This is a genomic window from Nonomuraea longispora (assembly GCF_004348345.1).
In the GTDB taxonomy this organism is placed as follows: domain Bacteria; phylum Actinomycetota; class Actinomycetes; order Streptosporangiales; family Streptosporangiaceae; genus Nonomuraea; species Nonomuraea longispora.
The window spans coordinates 24,746-38,905 of record NZ_SMJZ01000070.1 but is presented as its reverse complement, the minus strand read 5'-3'; the positions used below and the strand labels follow the sequence as shown (position 1 = coordinate 38,905).

Here is a 14,160-nt window from a genome sequence, read left to right as displayed (position 1 = left end):
CTCCTCGTCGGACATCGACACGAGCTTGTGCATCAGAGCCGCCTGCGCGGCCGTGCCGCCCTGCTTGACCAGGGTCCGCAGCACGGCCCTCCTGGCCCGCAGGTCGCGCTCCTGACGCTCGACCAGCCGGAGGTGGGCGGTGACGAGGTCGTGCAGGGTGGTCTCGCCGTCGAGCAGCCGGCGCACGCCTTCGAGGCCGGTGCCCAGGTCGCGCAGGGTGCGGACGAGTTCCAGGCGCGCGATGGCGCGGACGTCGTACAGCCGGTGGCCGGCCTCGGTGACGTGTGTGGGATCGATGACGCCGGCGTCGGAGTAGTAGCGGATGGCGCTGACGCTCAGCCCGGTCCTCCTGGCCACGTCCCCGATGGGGTACAGCTCGTTGTCGTCCATGCCGCCACTATGGGATGTCAAGCGGCTTGAGGTGCAAGCCCGAGCCCTGCTCCGGGGTGGGCGAAATCCGCTTGCCGTGCCGCCCGGCATGCACGATCGTGAGCCGATGACCACCTGTACGGGATGCGGAGCCGCCGGCGACGAATGCGAGGAGCTGTTCCACCGGCTGCTGGTCCTCGACTTCTCGAGACAGGCACCGTGGTCGCCGCTGCACGCGGTGTCGGTGAGCTGCTACTTCTTCCAGCACCCCGAACGCGCGGTCGACGGTGGCCCGGCCTTCTACTGGTCCCTGTTGCACATGTACCTGCGTGACGGCGTCGAGGCGGTGCGCCGCGGAACCGAGCGGGCCCGGCACCTCAACTCGCACCGGTACGGCGGCCGTAAACCCACCCTCGACGACTTTCCTGGAGCGCCGCCGTTCCCCGAAGCCGGCCCTCCGCCGACCGCCTACGCCGTCACCATCGTGGACGTCGCGGTGGACGGCACCTTCCCCGCCGAGGGCTTCGAGGAACGCGAACAGGCCTGGGCCGGGGCCGCCATCACCGCATGGAGCGACAGGATCCTCCCCAGAAGGTGACAGGCACCGGGGCAGAAGCCCCGCGGCTACCCTCCCCCTATGTCATCTCGGCGCATGTCCGCAGCGGTGGGTTTGCTGCTGCTCACCACCGGTTGTTCGCTCTTCGGCGGGGACGGCGAGGACGTCCCCGAGATCAGGCGGGAGCAGACGTTCGCCTCGGCCGCCCCACGGCGGGTCGCCGACGCGGGCCCGGCCCCCGGCATCATGCGGGAGGCCTGGCGCATCAGAGGGCTCGGGCAGGAGGAGCAGGCCCGCTACATCCGGCTGGAGGGCGGCCAGCTCTTCATCGTCGGCGCCGACGGCTTCGACGTCCACGACGCCGGCACCGGCCGCAAGAGGTGGCACTACCGCGAGCCCGGCCGCGAGCTGAGCGGGTTCGCCGTCAACAAGGACAACCTGGTCATCGCCTCACGGTCCCAGCAGGGGCACCATCTGACCGGGCTCGCGGCGGGCACCGGCCGGCTGCGGTGGGAACGCGGCGGCGACGAGGGCACGCCGTTCATCCGCGGGCACGGCAATGGTCTCGCCATGGGTGAGGGGGTCGTACCGCTCCTGGTCAGAGGGGAGCCGACCTCCGGCGACGAGGAGGAGCAGCCGGACGAGTTCCTCGCCATCGACGCCGCCACGGGCGAGGAACGCTGGCGCCGCCCGCACCACGGGCCCGGCTGCGAGACCGGCACCCGGTCGGCCGCCACCGACACCGACGGCAGCGTCCTGGTGTTCTCGGAGTCCTGCGGGGACGACCATTACGTGTACGCCTTCAACCCCTCCGACGGCAAGCCGCTCTGGTCGCGCACCGGCACGTCCGAGGACTCCCTCGTGGGAATCTCCGTACGCTCCGGCGCCACCCTGATCGAGCTCGACGAGCACACGCGCACCTTGGTCGGCCGCGACGACCGCGAGATCGCCCGCCTGAACGGCACCGGCGAATGCCTTTCTCCCTGCTCGCTGCTGCGCGTGGGAGACGACCTGGGGCTGCGGCACTTCGACGAGTCGCGCAACGTGGTCATGTCGCTGATCGACGTGTCCAACGGCAAGGTGCGCACACTGACCACGCCGCACGACATCACGTCCGTCACGGCCGGCGGGCGATGGTACGGCGTCAGCTCCGGCCTCGCAGGCACCCTGCTACCCGCCGGCCTGAACATCGTCGACATGGCAACGCAGCAGCTCACCACGGTGCCCGTGCCCCTCAACCTCGAGTCGCAGGGCGGCTCGCTGCGCTGGCTCGGGGTCGCCGGCGATCACCTGCTGGTGGACACGTCCGAGGGGGACGACCTCATCGCCTACGCCTCCACCCCCGCGCGGGGCCCGCTGGAGCTGGGCGGCGTGGCAAAGGACGACTGGCCGGACGCGTGCGACCTGCTGAAGGACGTGCCGGGCAAGACGATCGCGCGCACGCCCATGGTGGAGGGACCCGTCAAGATCGGCGAGCAGGAGCTCGCCAGGAGCCGGTGCCACGTCGACTACTCCGATGACGGGGACTCCGGGCAGGCCATCGCCGAGGTGGAGTGGGTGTCGGCGAGCCCCGCCGAGGCCGACGGCCTCGTTGACGGTGAGCCGGGCCTCTACGGCGCCGACGAAGTCCAGAAGACGGGGGAAAGCTCCGTCCGCGTACGCAAGGGCCGCTTCGTCGTCGAGGTGCAGTCGAGGCTGAGCGAGGATCTCCAGCCGATCGTCGCGGGGGTGCTCGCGTCGCTGGGCTGAGGATCAGCCGGTACGGCTGAGGCTGAACGTCGTCGTCTCGCCGGAGGTCTCCCGGGTGGCGACCCAGCCGTCGCCCGCGCCGGCGTACTCACCGGTGGGCACGGTGTCGAGAGGACCCTTGGCGAGGTCGTAGACGCGAACGTAGCACCTGTCGCGGGAGCAGTCGTCGGGGTGGACGAGCAGCCGGTTCCCCACCATCGTGGCGTGGATCTCGCCCCAGAGCTGCAGCGGCACGCCGTCGCTCCAGCGGGCCTCGCCCGAGGACAGGTCGTAGAGGGTGAGCGTCTTCTTCCCGTCGGCCTGCTCCTCGACCAGCGCCGTCCTCGCGTCGCCGGCCACGATCGTGCCCGGTTTTTCGCCCGTCCACCTGACCCGGCCCTTCTCCAGGTCGAAGACCAGCGGGTGGCCGCGCTCGTCGACGCCGAAGAGGCCGCGGCCGTCGGCCGCGACGTCGGGCAGGGCGGACCTGCACCCGCGGTCCTGCTCGGCGTCGGCCAGCCTGATGCGTTTCTTCCACTTCTTCGCGCCGGTGCTCGCGTTCAGCGCGACCATGTCCAGCCGGCACATCTCCTTGAATGTCCTGACCTGGCCCGACCTGCTGCTCATGATCACGAGCCCGCCGGCGAGGTAGGTGGGTCCTGAGACCCGCTTCTGGCCACGGGGGTAGAGCAGCTCACCGCCGAAACGTTCCTTCTCCACGCGGACGCCGAGCCGCCCGCCGGACGCGGCGTCGAGGGTCATGAGCCAGTGTTTGCCCCGGTAGCCCTTCGGCCGGGTGGTCATGGTGAGCACGTCGCCTGACCTGCCGGTCACGGTGGCGACGTGCTCGGCGGAGATCGTCCAGCGGACCTGGCCGGTGCGCGGGTCTCTGGCGCTGAGCCTGCAGTCGTCGTGGCGCTCGGTCTGCTCCCCACGGCAGACCGGGGTGTAGACCATCCCGCCGACCACCGACTCGTAGGGCGAGGAGGTGGCCTTCCACAACGTCCTGCCGTTCGCGGGGTCGATGCCCATGACGACCTTGGGCGGCGGCCAGGACTGTTTCCCGCCTTTCCGGTGGACGGCGATCACCACGCCGTCGGCGACCGAGATCTCCGGCTCCTCGCGGAAGGTGCGTTTCCAGGCCTGCTTGCCCTTGTCCGTGATGCCACGCAGTTGTTCGCCGGCGGTCACCATGAACCGGCCGCCCGCGCTGAAGAGCTGGGCATCCCGCCAATGGGTGTCCCCGTCGTCCTTCATCCCGATCGACCAGGCCGTCTCGGCGGCGGCCGGGCGCGTGGGCGACGGGGACGGGGTGCCGGCGACGATCGTGCGGACGGGCGCGCTGGGCGCGGTCTCCGCGGGCGTGCCGCCGCCGCTGCAGCCGGTCACCACCAGCGCGAGCATCCCGTACGCCAGTCCCCGATGTGGTCGTCGGTGCACCGTGCCTCCCCCGGAAATTTCGCACACCATATCGCCGGGGGTCAGAAGGGGGTCCTGACAGCTTGCAGGGTGCGTGCCGGGCGGGCGTCACCGCCGCAGGACGGCGTCGTCGCGCGCGCGGTAGGAGCTCGGCGGCGCCCCGAGCAGGCGGAGAAACGACCTGCGCATGGTCTCGGCCGTGAGGAATCCGTGGCGGCGCGCGATCACCTCCAGCGGTGCGTTGCCCTGCTCGATCGCCGTCCGCGCCGCCTCGACCCGCGCGCGCTCCACGAACCGTTCCGGGCTCATGCCGACCTCGCGGGAGAAGCGGCGGCTGAAGTGCCGCACGCTCATCGACAGGCGGTCCGCCATGGCGGGCACGGTGAAGTCGCCTTCCGGGCGCACGGTGACCACCCGTCCTGGAGCGGGACGCCGTCGAGTTTCATGGGCCCGGCGGATGGCGGCGACCCGGTCCTCGAACGGTCCTCGCGAAAAGTGTGTACGCCGCCGCGGTGCGGGCAGCAGCAGAGGCCTGGGACGATCTTCGATGGGGAGATCTCAAACCGGACGAACTCGATCCGTTATGACGTTGAAACTTAGGGTGTGACTAATCTCTCAATAGTTTTCGCCCCCCAGCGCGCTGATCAAGCGGTATAAGCAACGGCGCCGGCGCTCGGGCACGCGTCGGCGCGGCTCCCGCATGCACCACCCCGAGGCACGTGTTCCCTGGTCAGTTTCGATGATGGCGGCGCCGTCGGCCGCACCATTTCCATGCCGCCTACCAGGCAAAACGGGAAAGCCAACAGACGTACCCCGGAACCTGGAGCTCAAACTGGGGGGTGTTTGCGGCCCGGTAATCCGTGTTACCGCTTCGCGTAAATTCGGAGTCCATGTCGTCAGCACACCCACGACCGCAAGCGGATTCTCCGTCCTCCACGGAGGAACTAGGACCACCCCGCCTCGAGGACGGCCGGGAGTTGTGGCGCATCACCCGTGATTCCAAGATCCTTGACCTCAATTCCCCCTACAGCTACGTCCTCTGGTGCCGCGACTTCGCGGACACCTCGGTCGTGGCGCGCGGCGAGAACGGCGTGCGCGGCTTCATCACCGGGTTCACCCGCCCACGGGAGCCGGAGACGCTCTTCGTGTGGCAGGTCGCGGTGGGCGAGGAGTGGCGAGGCCGCTCCCTGGCCAGCCGCATGCTCGGCTACCTGGCCGGCACCGGATGCCGGTTCATGGAGGCCACCGTCACGCCCGACAACATCGCGTCGGACCGGTTGTTCACCGCGTTCGCCCGCGAACAAGGGGCGGATCTGGAACGGCGGCCGCTCCTCGGCGAGGAGTTGTTCCCCCAGGACCACCAGGCAGAGGTGCTCTATCGAATCGGGCCCCTCGATCAGCAAGCCCCCATAGGAGACAGCTGAAATATGGACGTTTTCGAAAGCACCGAGTCAGAGGTTCGCAGCTACTGCCGGGGCTGGCCCGCCACGTTCAGCACGGCCACGGGAAGCCACCTGTACGACGAGGAGGGGCAACCGTACCTCGACTTCTTCGCAGGCGCCGGCACTCTGAACTACGGGCACAACAACCCGCACCTGAAGGAGGATCTCCTCCAGTACCTGAGCGGCGACAACATCATCCACAGCCTGGACATGTACACCGTCGCCAAACGGGAGTTCCTGGAGACGTTCCGTGACGTGATCCTGAAACCGCGCGGCCTGGACTACCGCGTGCAGTTCCCCGGGCCGGGCGGCGCCAACGCCGTCGAGGCGGCGCTGAAGCTGGCCAGGAAGTACACCGGCCGCAACACCATCGTGAGCTTCACCAACGCCTTCCACGGCATGTCGCTCGGGGCGCTCGCGGTGACGGGCAACTCGATGAAGCGCAAGAGCGCGGGCATCCCCCTGCAGACCCTCGTGATGCCGTTCGACAACTACCTCGACGGCCAGACGCCCGACTTCCTGCTGTTCGAGCGGCTGCTCGCCGACAACGGCAGCGGGCTGGACACCCCGGCCGCGGTCATCGTCGAGACCGTGCAGGGGGAGGGCGGCCTCAACGCGGCCAGCCCCGAATGGCTGCGCGGTCTCGCCGAACTGTGCAAGCAGCACGAGATCCTGCTCATCGTGGACGACATCCAGATGGGATGCGGGCGCACCGGGCCGTTCTTCAGCTTCGAGCAGGCCGGGATCAAGCCCGACATCGTCTGCCTGTCGAAGTCCCTGAGCGGCTACGGGCTCCCGTTCGCCGTCACCCTGCTCAAGCCCGAGCTGGACGTGTGGGAGCCCGGCGAGCACAACGGAACGTTCCGAGGCCCGAACCCGGCCTTCGTCACCGCGACCGCCGCGATGAAGCACTTCTGGGCCGACGAGGGCATGGAGAAGGAGACCATCGCCAAGAGCGAGCAGGTGCAGGAGGCCCTTGACCGGGTCGCCGCCGCCCACCCCGAGGGTGTGAGCGGCACCAAGGGCCGCGGGCTGGCGCAGGGCATCGCCTTCACCGAGCCCGCGCACGCCTCCGCGGTCTGCGCGGCGGCCTTCGAGCGCAACCTCCTGCTAGAGACCTCTGGGCCGGAGAGCGAGGTGGTCAAGCTGCTGCCGCCGCTCACCGCGACCCCCGACGAACTCGCCGAAGGGCTGGACATCATCGCCGACTCGGTGAAAGCCGTCCTGGTCTGACATCCGCAATCGGCCGAAAGGAGAAAATATGATCGTTCGCTCGCTGAAAGACATCACCGGGACAGAACGCGATGTGGAGGCGCCGACCTGGCGCAGCAAGCGGCTGGTGCTGGCTCGGGAGAAAGTCGGCTTCTCGCTGCACGAGACCGTTCTGTACGCCGGCACCGAGACCACGATGTGGTACGCGAACCACATCGAAGCCGTCTTCTGCGTCGAGGGCGAGGGCGAACTCACCAACGAGGAGACCGGTGAGAAGCACCGGATCGAGCCGGGCACCATGTACCTCCTCAACGGTCACGAACGTCACACCCTCCGCGCGCACACGGACGTACGCACCGTCTGCGTCTTCAATCCGCCCTGCACCGGCAGGGAAGTGCACGACGAGAACGGCGTCTACCCACTGATCAAGGAGGAAGCATGACCGTTGCAGAAGGACTCAAGCCGACCCAGCGCGACCCGTACCCCACCCGGAGCGCCAAGGAGCCCGCCCTGCTGTACCGGCAGGACCCCGTGGTGTACGGAGCACCGGACGACGGCCCCATCGACGCCGAGACGCTGAACTCCTACGCGGAGAACGGCTTCCTCTCCGTCGACCAGCTGCTCGAACCCGACGAGGTCGAGCTCTACCGTGGCGAGTTGCGCCGGCTGTCGGAGGATCAGAAGATCCTTTCGGACGAGCGTACGATCACTGAGCCCGGGTCGAACGAGATCCGGTCGATCTTCGAGGTGCACAAGATCAGCCAGGTCTTCGCCGACCTGGTGGCCAACCCGCGCGTCGTGGGCCGCGCCCGGCAGATCCTCGGCTCCGACGTGTACGTGCACCAGAGCCGGGTCAACTTCAAGCCCGGGTTCAACGGCAAGGACTTCTACTGGCACTCCGACTTCGAGACCTGGCATGCCGAGGACGGGATGCCCAGGATGCGCGCGGTGAGCATCTCCATCGCGCTGACGGAGAACTTCCTGCACAACGGCGCGCTGATGATCATGCCGGGCTCGCACAAGAGCTTCGTGTCCTGCGTCGGACAGACCCCCGACGACCACTACAAGGCGTCGCTGCAGCAGCAGGAGATCGGCACCCCCGACCCCGGCAGCCTGTCCGTCCTCGCCGACAAGCACGGCATCGAGGTCTTCACCGGGAAGGCCGGCTCGGCGACCATGTTCGACTGCAACTGCATGCACGGGTCCAACAGCAACATCACGCCGTTCCCCCGCTCGAACATCTTCGTCGTGTTCAACAGCGTCGAGAACACATGCGTGGAGCCGTACGCGGCCAGTTCGCGCCGGCCGGACTTCATCGCGGCGCGCGACTTCACGCCCGTCGGCTGAGTTCCGCGCTCTGAACCGGCCTCAGCAGGACGCCCAGGCCCGGCCTATGTGCCGGCCTGGGCGTCCTGCGTCGAGCGGGGTTCACGAGTCAGGTGCCCGACCTGATCGGCACGACGTTGCCCGGCGTGCCCTCACGCGGCAGCGCGAACCAGGTCGCCTTGCCCACGAGGTCGGGATGGGTGATGTAGCGCTGCGGGTGGCAGCCGTAGAAGCCGTCGGAGAGCCTCGCCACGATCCGCAGCCCCCTGCCGTGCTCGGCCGACATATCGTCCGGTGACGGAGCGGGCAGCAGCGGGCTGCTGTCCACGACCACGAACATGATCTCTCTCGCGTCCACGTGCAGCGCGAGCTCGTACGGGCCGTCGCCGTACAGGAACGCATTGGTGATCAGTTCGCTCACCATGAGGACGGCGTCGTCGATCAGATCGTCGGAAAGGTTCAGCGAGGTCAGTTCATCGCGAACGACCGAGCGCGACCGGCCGACCGTGCGAACGTCCGCGACCAGCGGCCACGCGTACTGCATCCGGCTCCGGCGAGCTGATCGCAGCAAGGTCATGGCGTCTGTCTCCGATGGGACCGGGCTGTCGGAACACGTTTCGCTCGACACGAGTGCCTGCCTAGGGTGGACGTACGGCGCCGTCGAAACGTGTACGCAGGAGAAGGCCGTTCGGGTCGAATCTTCGGCGAGAAATCAGAATTCTTTTTCCGCGCGTCCGGAAACGGTACGCGCGGCGCGGGGTACGGACTGTGCCATGAGCAGTCCAGACGAGAACGCACCTAAGACCGACACCGAACCGCGCCTCGACGCCGCCAAGCGGCCCGCCAGGCGCGCGGCGCGGCCTGAGGAGCCCAAGCCCGCCGGCCGGAAGGCACTTGAGCAGGCACTTCTCGAAGCGGGCAAGGAGTTGAAGGACCTCACCTGATTCCGTCGCCTACAACAAGGACCACAGAGAGGCAGGTGTGAGGGGGACGTCCGTGATCCTGCCGGCGATCTCCGGCAGGGCGGCGGCGACCGCGTTGGCGATGGCGGCGGGCGGGCCGATGGTGCCCGACTCGCCCACGCCCTTCATGCCGCCGGGTGTGAGCGGCGACGGCGTCTGCGTCATCACGACCTCGATGTCCGGCACCTCGCGCGTGGTCGGCAGCAGGTAGTCGGTGACCGGCTGACCGTCCTCGGAGTAGACGATCTCCTCGGTCAGCGCCATGCCGATGCCCTGCACCACGCCGCCCCTGATCTGCCCCTCCACCAGGGTGGGGTTGACCAGCACGCCGGAGTCGTTGACCACCCAGTAGCCTTCCAGCTCGACCTTGCCGGTCTCGGGGTCGACGGCCACCGCCGCGGCGTGCGCGCCGTAGGCGAACGTGTACGCCTTCGGGTCGTAGCTGACCCGCTCCTCAAGCCCGGGGGTGAGGCCGTCCGGCAGGTCCCAGCCGCGCCACGCGGCCGTGGCCACCTCACGCAGCGTCACCGACGACCGCGGGTCGCCCTTCACGCGCACCGCCTCACCGGCGACCTCCAGGTCGTCCGGCGCCGCCTCCAGCAGGTGGGCCGCGATGGCGACGAGCTTGTCACGCAGCCGGGCGGCGGCCTGGGTGAGCGCCCCGCCGCCGACCGCCAGCGACCGGCTCCCGATCGACCCGATCGACGAGTACGGGGTCGCCGCCGTGTCGCCCAGCACCACCCGCACCCGGTCGATGGGCACGCCCATCCGGTCGGCCGCGACCTGGGCCAGCGCCGTCTCGATGCCCTGCCCCATCGAGACCACGCCCGACGACACGACGACGGACGCGTCCTGTTCCATGCGCAGGATCGCCGTCTCGTAGCCGCCCGCCTGGATGCCGCTCGCCTTCAGGTCCATCGAGGGCCCCATGCCGGTGGTCTCGACGTGGCAGGAGTAGCCGATGCCGCGCCGCCTCCCGTCGTCCTTCGCGACGGGTCTGACCAGGTGGCGCAGGGTCGTCAGGGCCTGTGGGTAGTCGCCGGAGTCGTACGCCTGGTGGACCCGCGACGTGTACGGCAGTTCCTCCGGCCGCACCATGTTGCGCAGCCGCAGCTCGACCGGGTCGGCGCCCAGCCTGCGCGCCGCCTCGTCGATCAGCCGTTCCCTGGTCAGGGTGCCCTCCGGCTGGCCGAATCCGCGGTAGGAGCCGGTCGGCGTGGTGTTGGTGACGACGCCGCGCACGCGTACGGCGACCCGGTCGAACCGGTACGGGCCCGGCATCGTCGTGGCCGTCACCGCGAACGTCGAGGCGCCGACGTTCGACGGGTGGGCGCCGATGTCGCCGAGCACGTCGACGTACAGGGCCACGAACCGGCCGTCGCCGTCGAGCGCCAGCCGCCCCCGGTGCACGGCCGCCCGCGCGGCCAGCGTGGCGAGCAGCCGGTCGCCCGGTTCCTCCGACCAGCTCACGGGGCGGCCCAGGCGCATCGCGGCCAGGCAGACGATCGCCTCGTCGGGGTAGACGTGCTCCTTGCCGCCGAACCCGCCGCCCGTGTCGCCGCTGACGACCCGCACCCGGTCGTGGGTGAGCCCGAAGGCGTCCGCCAGGTGCTCGCGCACGTGGTGCGGGGCCTGGGAGGAGGTGTGCACGATCAGTTCGTCGTCGGCGTACGCGGCGACCACGCCGCGCGGTTCGAGCGCGTACGGCGAGACGCGGCCCATCCTGAACGTCATCTCGACGACGTGCTCGGCCTGCTCGACGGCCGTGGCGCAGTCGTCGTCGCCGAGCGTGAAGTCGGTGAACAGGTTGGTGCCCCAGTCGGGGTAGAGGAGGGGGGCCGACTGCTCCAAGGCATGTTCGATGCCCGCCGTCGCGGGCAGTTCGTCCAGTTCCAGGTCGACGAGGTCGGCGGCGTCCCTGGCGGCTTCGGGGGTGCGGGCGACGACGACGGCGAGGGGTTGTCCCGTGTACCTGATCGTGTCGTCCAGCGCCCGGTAGGACAGCAGGCGCTGGCCGGGCGACAGGCTCACGCAGGGCAGGCGCAGGTCTGGGGCGTCGGCGGGGGTGATGACGTCGAGCACGTCGTCGGCGGCCCAGGCACCCTTGGCGTCGCAACCGAGCAGCCTGCCGTGGGCGATGGGGCTGCGGATGACGTGGGCGTGGACCATGCCGGGCAGACGGACCGCGCCGACGTATTTGCCTTTCCCCGTGAGCAGTCTGGCGTCTTCCCGTCGCGGCCTCCTGGCGCCGACATACGCGTCTCCCATGCCCCCGATTGTGAGCGCCGGCCACGGAGCGGTCTATAGCATCCGCGAGAAGGAGCACGTCAGCGGGGGTATCGATGCAAACGTTCCTGCCTTATCCGGATTTCGCCGCATCGGCGGTGGTCCTCGACCCGCTCCGGCTCGGCAAGCAGCGGGTGGAGGCGCTCCAGGTGCTGCGCGCCCTCACCGTCCCCGGCTACGGCTGGCGCCACCACCCCGTCGTGAAGATGTGGGCCGGGTACGAGGAGGCGCTCGTCAGGTACGGCCTGGAGGTGTGCGCACGCTGGTGCTCCCTCGGACGGGCCGACACCTGCGCGGCCACCATCACGAGCGACCTGGCCAGGACGCGCGGCCTGACGGCGGTGCGCGGGCAGGACGAGCTCGGCGCGGCCGGCGAGCTGCCGCCCTGGCTCGGCGAGCCGTCGCTGCACCTCAGCCACCGCTCCGCGCTGCTGCGCAAGGATCCGGGCTTCTACCGGCCCGTCTTCGGCGACGAGCCCGACGACCTCGACTACGTCTGGCCGCGCTCGGACCGGCTGCCGCCCTGACTGCCGACGAGAGCGCCCGCCAGGAGGTCTTGTGGTAGACGCGGAAGTCGCACGGGACTGCTGCAGGACGTCAGGGTGGCAGCGCGGCGACGCCCTGCTCTCCCCCGCGATCACCCGCCGGCTGATCGGCGAGCGCCCAGCTCGTGGTGTTCGCCTACGAGTCGGGGTTGGTGACGCCCCGGAGGAACGTTCCCGACTGAACACCGGAGCGTGTTCGGCTGAGTACACTCAGGCACGTCCAACCGGTCGAGAGCCATGGGCGGCGGCCCTCGGCCCCGTCCCTTCGGAGTCACGTGAGCGATGTGCCGCCCTCCCACCGGGGCAAACGATCGCACCGCCGGCGTCGCCGGCCATGGCTGCGCTGGGCGCTGGCCGTCACCATGGCCGTCGTCCTGCTGGTCGGCGGTCTGGTCGTGGGCGTCTGGGCCAAGCTGACCGGCAACGTCAAGCACGTCGACGTGACCGCCGACGACCTCGGCTCCGCCCGGCCGGCCAGGATGTCCGGCACCGCGCTCAACGTCCTGGTCGTCGGCTCCGACCAACGCGACGGCGCCAACGCGAAATACGGGCGCCTCGTGGGCGAGCGCACCGACACCATCATGCTGGTGCACGTGTCGTCCCGGCGCGACCACGCGATGGTCGTCAGCTTCCCGCGCGACTCGCTCGTGCAGCTGCCCGCCTGCCGGGCGACCGGTGGCCTGCCGGGGCAGCGGCCGCACCTCGGCATGATCAACGAGTCGTTCAACTCCGGCGGCATCGGCTGCACCTGGAAGACGATCGAGACGCTCACCGGCATCCACATCGACCACTTCGTCAAGATCGACTTCTCGGGCTTCAAGAGCCTGGTCGACGCCGTCGGCGGCGTGGAGGTCTGCCTGCCCGAGCCGGTACGCGACAAGAAGGCCCTCCTGCGGCTGCCCGCCGGCCGGCAGGCGCTCAACGGCGAGCAGGCCCTCGGTTACGTGCGCGCCCGCTACAGCATGGGCGACGGCTCCGACATCGGGCGGATCCAGCGGCAGCAGATGTTCGTCGCCTCGATGGTCAAGAAGGTGATGAGCGGTGAGACGCTGACCGACCCGGCCAGGTTGTGGGCCGTGCTCGACGCCGGCACCAAGGCGGTGACGACGGACCCCGGCCTGACGCCGTCCGTCATGAAGGATCTCGCGCTCAGCCTGCGAGGGCTGGACGCCGGACGCATCCGTTTCGTCACCACCCCGTGGCACTACTCCCTCACCCAGCCCGGCCGGGTCGAATGGGTGCAGCCGCAGGCCGACCGGCTGTTCCAGGTCGTGGCGAAGGACGAAAGCGTCGAGGGCGTCAAGGGCGGGCAGGCCAAGGTGGCCCGGTCGAAGGTGCAGGTGGAGCTCCGCAACGGCACCTGGCGCAGCGGGCTGGCCAAGGAGGTGGCCGCCGCCCTTGAGCAGCGCGGCTACCACATCTCCAAGGTCGGCGACACGGCCCGCAAACCGCAGGCGAAGACCACCATCCTCTACGGCCCGAACGGCGGGACCCGCGTACCGACCCTCTCCCGCGACCTCGTGACGGCCACCCCCAGGCACGTGCCGGCGGCCAGGACCAACCGGCTGGTGCTGGTGATCGGCGACGACTGGAAGGGCGTGAAACCCCTGCGCGGCGACGACCACGAGAGCATCAAGGGCTTCGACGCCACCCACGACTCCTGCGCCGCCTGACCACCGCGGCCGGCGCGAGCGGGGATCAGGTGACGATGGCGGAGATGGCGGCGAGGGCCTCGACGACCTGGTGGGCGTCGGGGGTGGCCGACGGGTCGAGCAGCCACTGGAGCATCAACCCGTCCGCGATCGCCACCACCACCGACACGAAAACCTCGGGGTCCATCGGCAGCTCGACCCCCAGCTCGGCGGCGGCCCTGCGCATCATGCCGGCCCCGGCGGTGCGGGCCCGCGCGTAGGCCTGGGCCAGTTTGTCCCGCAGCACGGGCGCGCGCAGCGCCGCCGGGTAACCCTCGACGAGGAGCACGAGCTGCGGCCTGAGCTCCCCGAAGACGTCGATCAACTCCCTCATGGCGCGTTCGAGCATCTCGCGGCCGGTGCCGAGGTCCGCGCCGAACAGGGACCTCTCGACCCGCTGCGTCCACTGCTCGAAGATCTCGGCGATGGCCTCGTTGAGCAGCGCGTCCTTGCCGCCGAAGTGGTAGCCGATGGAGGCCAGGTTGGTGCCTGACGCGGCGACCAGGTCTCGTGCGGTCGTGCGGGCGTAGCCCTTCTCCTGCAGGCAGCTCACGGCTCCCGCCAGCAGTCTTTCCCGGTATCCACCGGCCTCTGTTCGCGCCACGTCGTTCATGGTATCGGTAT

The 14,160-nt window shown here is 69.7% G+C and carries 15 protein-coding genes; 9 read left to right on the top strand and 6 right to left on the bottom strand.

Annotated elements, in window-relative coordinates; all coding sequences use genetic code 11:
* A partial coding sequence (locus E1267_RS19660) for a helix-turn-helix domain-containing protein (RefSeq protein WP_132334039.1) occupies positions 1-390 on the bottom strand: 390 nt, incomplete at its 3' end.
* Positions 391-496: 106 nt separating this feature from the next.
* Here E1267_RS19660 and E1267_RS19655 point away from each other — a divergent pair.
* A complete protein-coding gene (locus E1267_RS19655) occupies positions 497-967 on the top strand; it encodes a DUF5946 family protein (protein ID WP_132334038.1) in 471 nt (156 codons plus the stop codon).
* Between the two features lie 54 nt (positions 968-1,021).
* Complete coding sequence (locus E1267_RS19650) at positions 1,022-2,674, top strand: outer membrane protein assembly factor BamB family protein (RefSeq protein WP_165959688.1); 1,653 nt, start codon at positions 1,022-1,024, stop codon at positions 2,672-2,674.
* Between the two features lie 3 nt (positions 2,675-2,677).
* Here the strand turns inward: E1267_RS19650 and E1267_RS19645 are convergent, their stop codons facing one another.
* Positions 2,678-4,093 (bottom strand): outer membrane protein assembly factor BamB family protein, encoded by a 1,416-nt coding sequence (locus E1267_RS19645; protein ID WP_132334036.1) that lies wholly within the window; start codon positions 4,091-4,093, stop codon positions 2,678-2,680.
* Between the two features lie 87 nt (positions 4,094-4,180).
* Positions 4,181-4,477: a helix-turn-helix domain-containing protein gene (locus E1267_RS19640; protein ID WP_220449577.1), complete on the bottom strand. Its 297-nt coding sequence runs from the start codon at positions 4,475-4,477 to the stop codon at positions 4,181-4,183.
* A gap of 485 nt (positions 4,478-4,962) precedes the next feature.
* Between E1267_RS19640 and ectA the strand changes: the two genes are divergently transcribed.
* The 4 genes from ectA to thpD are packed head-to-tail and all read left to right on the top strand — an operon-like array spanning position 4,963 to position 8,073.
* Positions 4,963-5,496, top strand: a complete 534-nt coding sequence (ectA, locus tag E1267_RS19635; RefSeq protein ID WP_132334035.1) for a diaminobutyrate acetyltransferase — start codon at positions 4,963-4,965, stop codon at positions 5,494-5,496.
* 3 nt (positions 5,497-5,499) lie between these two features.
* On the top strand, positions 5,500-6,747 hold the full coding sequence (gene ectB / locus E1267_RS19630) for a diaminobutyrate--2-oxoglutarate transaminase (RefSeq protein ID WP_132334034.1): 1,248 nt from the start codon (positions 5,500-5,502) through the stop codon (positions 6,745-6,747).
* 28 nt (positions 6,748-6,775) lie between these two features.
* Entirely contained in the window at positions 6,776-7,168 is a 393-nt protein-coding gene (locus tag E1267_RS19625) for an ectoine synthase (RefSeq protein WP_132334033.1), read from the top strand.
* On the top strand, positions 7,165-8,073 hold the full coding sequence (gene thpD / locus E1267_RS19620) for an ectoine hydroxylase (protein ID WP_132334032.1): 909 nt from the start codon (positions 7,165-7,167) through the stop codon (positions 8,071-8,073). The genes E1267_RS19625 and thpD overlap by 4 nt, the downstream gene beginning before the upstream one ends.
* 88 nt (positions 8,074-8,161) lie before the next feature.
* Here the strand turns inward: thpD and E1267_RS19615 are convergent, their stop codons facing one another.
* Positions 8,162-8,596: an ATP-binding protein gene (locus E1267_RS19615; protein ID WP_165959687.1), complete on the bottom strand. Its 435-nt coding sequence runs from the start codon at positions 8,594-8,596 to the stop codon at positions 8,162-8,164.
* Positions 8,597-8,825: 229 nt separating this feature from the next.
* Here E1267_RS19615 and E1267_RS44450 point away from each other — a divergent pair, with 229 nt between their 5' ends.
* Positions 8,826-8,996, top strand: coding sequence for a hypothetical protein (locus tag E1267_RS44450; protein WP_161714701.1), 171 nt, complete (start codon positions 8,826-8,828; stop codon positions 8,994-8,996).
* A 9-nt stretch (positions 8,997-9,005) separates the two neighbouring features.
* On the opposite strand, the gene E1267_RS19610 is transcribed toward E1267_RS44450, so the two are convergent.
* On the bottom strand, positions 9,006-11,282 hold the full coding sequence (locus E1267_RS19610) for a xanthine dehydrogenase family protein molybdopterin-binding subunit (RefSeq protein WP_132334030.1): 2,277 nt from the start codon (positions 11,280-11,282) through the stop codon (positions 9,006-9,008).
* A 74-nt stretch (positions 11,283-11,356) separates the two neighbouring features.
* On the opposite strand from E1267_RS19610, the gene E1267_RS19605 reads away from it, so the two are divergent.
* Complete coding sequence (locus tag E1267_RS19605) at positions 11,357-11,827, top strand: MSMEG_6728 family protein (protein ID WP_132334029.1); 471 nt, start codon at positions 11,357-11,359, stop codon at positions 11,825-11,827.
* A 293-nt stretch (positions 11,828-12,120) separates the two neighbouring features.
* Positions 12,121-13,518: an LCP family protein gene (locus E1267_RS19600; RefSeq protein ID WP_246064029.1), complete on the top strand. Its 1,398-nt coding sequence runs from the start codon at positions 12,121-12,123 to the stop codon at positions 13,516-13,518.
* A gap of 25 nt (positions 13,519-13,543) precedes the next feature.
* On the opposite strand, the gene E1267_RS19595 is transcribed toward E1267_RS19600, so the two are convergent.
* Entirely contained in the window at positions 13,544-14,140 is a 597-nt protein-coding gene (locus E1267_RS19595; protein WP_165959686.1) for a TetR/AcrR family transcriptional regulator, read from the bottom strand.
* Positions 14,141-14,160: the final 20 nt, after the last annotated feature.

What these genes read in the sequence shown, in the direction of transcription:
- ectB (WP_132334034.1), top strand. Translation starts at nt 5,500, where the DNA reads ATGGACGTTTTCGAAAGCACCGAGTCAGAGGTTCGCAGCTACTGCCGG.
- E1267_RS19605 (WP_132334029.1), top strand. Translation starts at nt 11,357, where the DNA reads ATGCAAACGTTCCTGCCTTATCCGGATTTCGCCGCATCGGCGGTGGTC.
- E1267_RS19610 (WP_132334030.1), bottom strand. Translation starts at nt 11,282, where the DNA reads ATGGGAGACGCGTATGTCGGCGCCAGGAGGCCGCGACGGGAAGACGCC.
- E1267_RS44450 (WP_161714701.1), top strand. Translation starts at nt 8,826, where the DNA reads ATGAGCAGTCCAGACGAGAACGCACCTAAGACCGACACCGAACCGCGC.
- E1267_RS19615 (WP_165959687.1), bottom strand. Translation starts at nt 8,596, where the DNA reads ATGCAGTACGCGTGGCCGCTGGTCGCGGACGTTCGCACGGTCGGCCGG.
- E1267_RS19650 (WP_165959688.1), top strand. Translation starts at nt 1,022, where the DNA reads ATGTCCGCAGCGGTGGGTTTGCTGCTGCTCACCACCGGTTGTTCGCTC.
- ectA (WP_132334035.1), top strand. Translation starts at nt 4,963, where the DNA reads ATGTCGTCAGCACACCCACGACCGCAAGCGGATTCTCCGTCCTCCACG.
- E1267_RS19625 (WP_132334033.1), top strand. Translation starts at nt 6,776, where the DNA reads ATGATCGTTCGCTCGCTGAAAGACATCACCGGGACAGAACGCGATGTG.
- E1267_RS19655 (WP_132334038.1), top strand. Translation starts at nt 497, where the DNA reads ATGACCACCTGTACGGGATGCGGAGCCGCCGGCGACGAATGCGAGGAG.
- thpD (WP_132334032.1), top strand. Translation starts at nt 7,165, where the DNA reads ATGACCGTTGCAGAAGGACTCAAGCCGACCCAGCGCGACCCGTACCCC.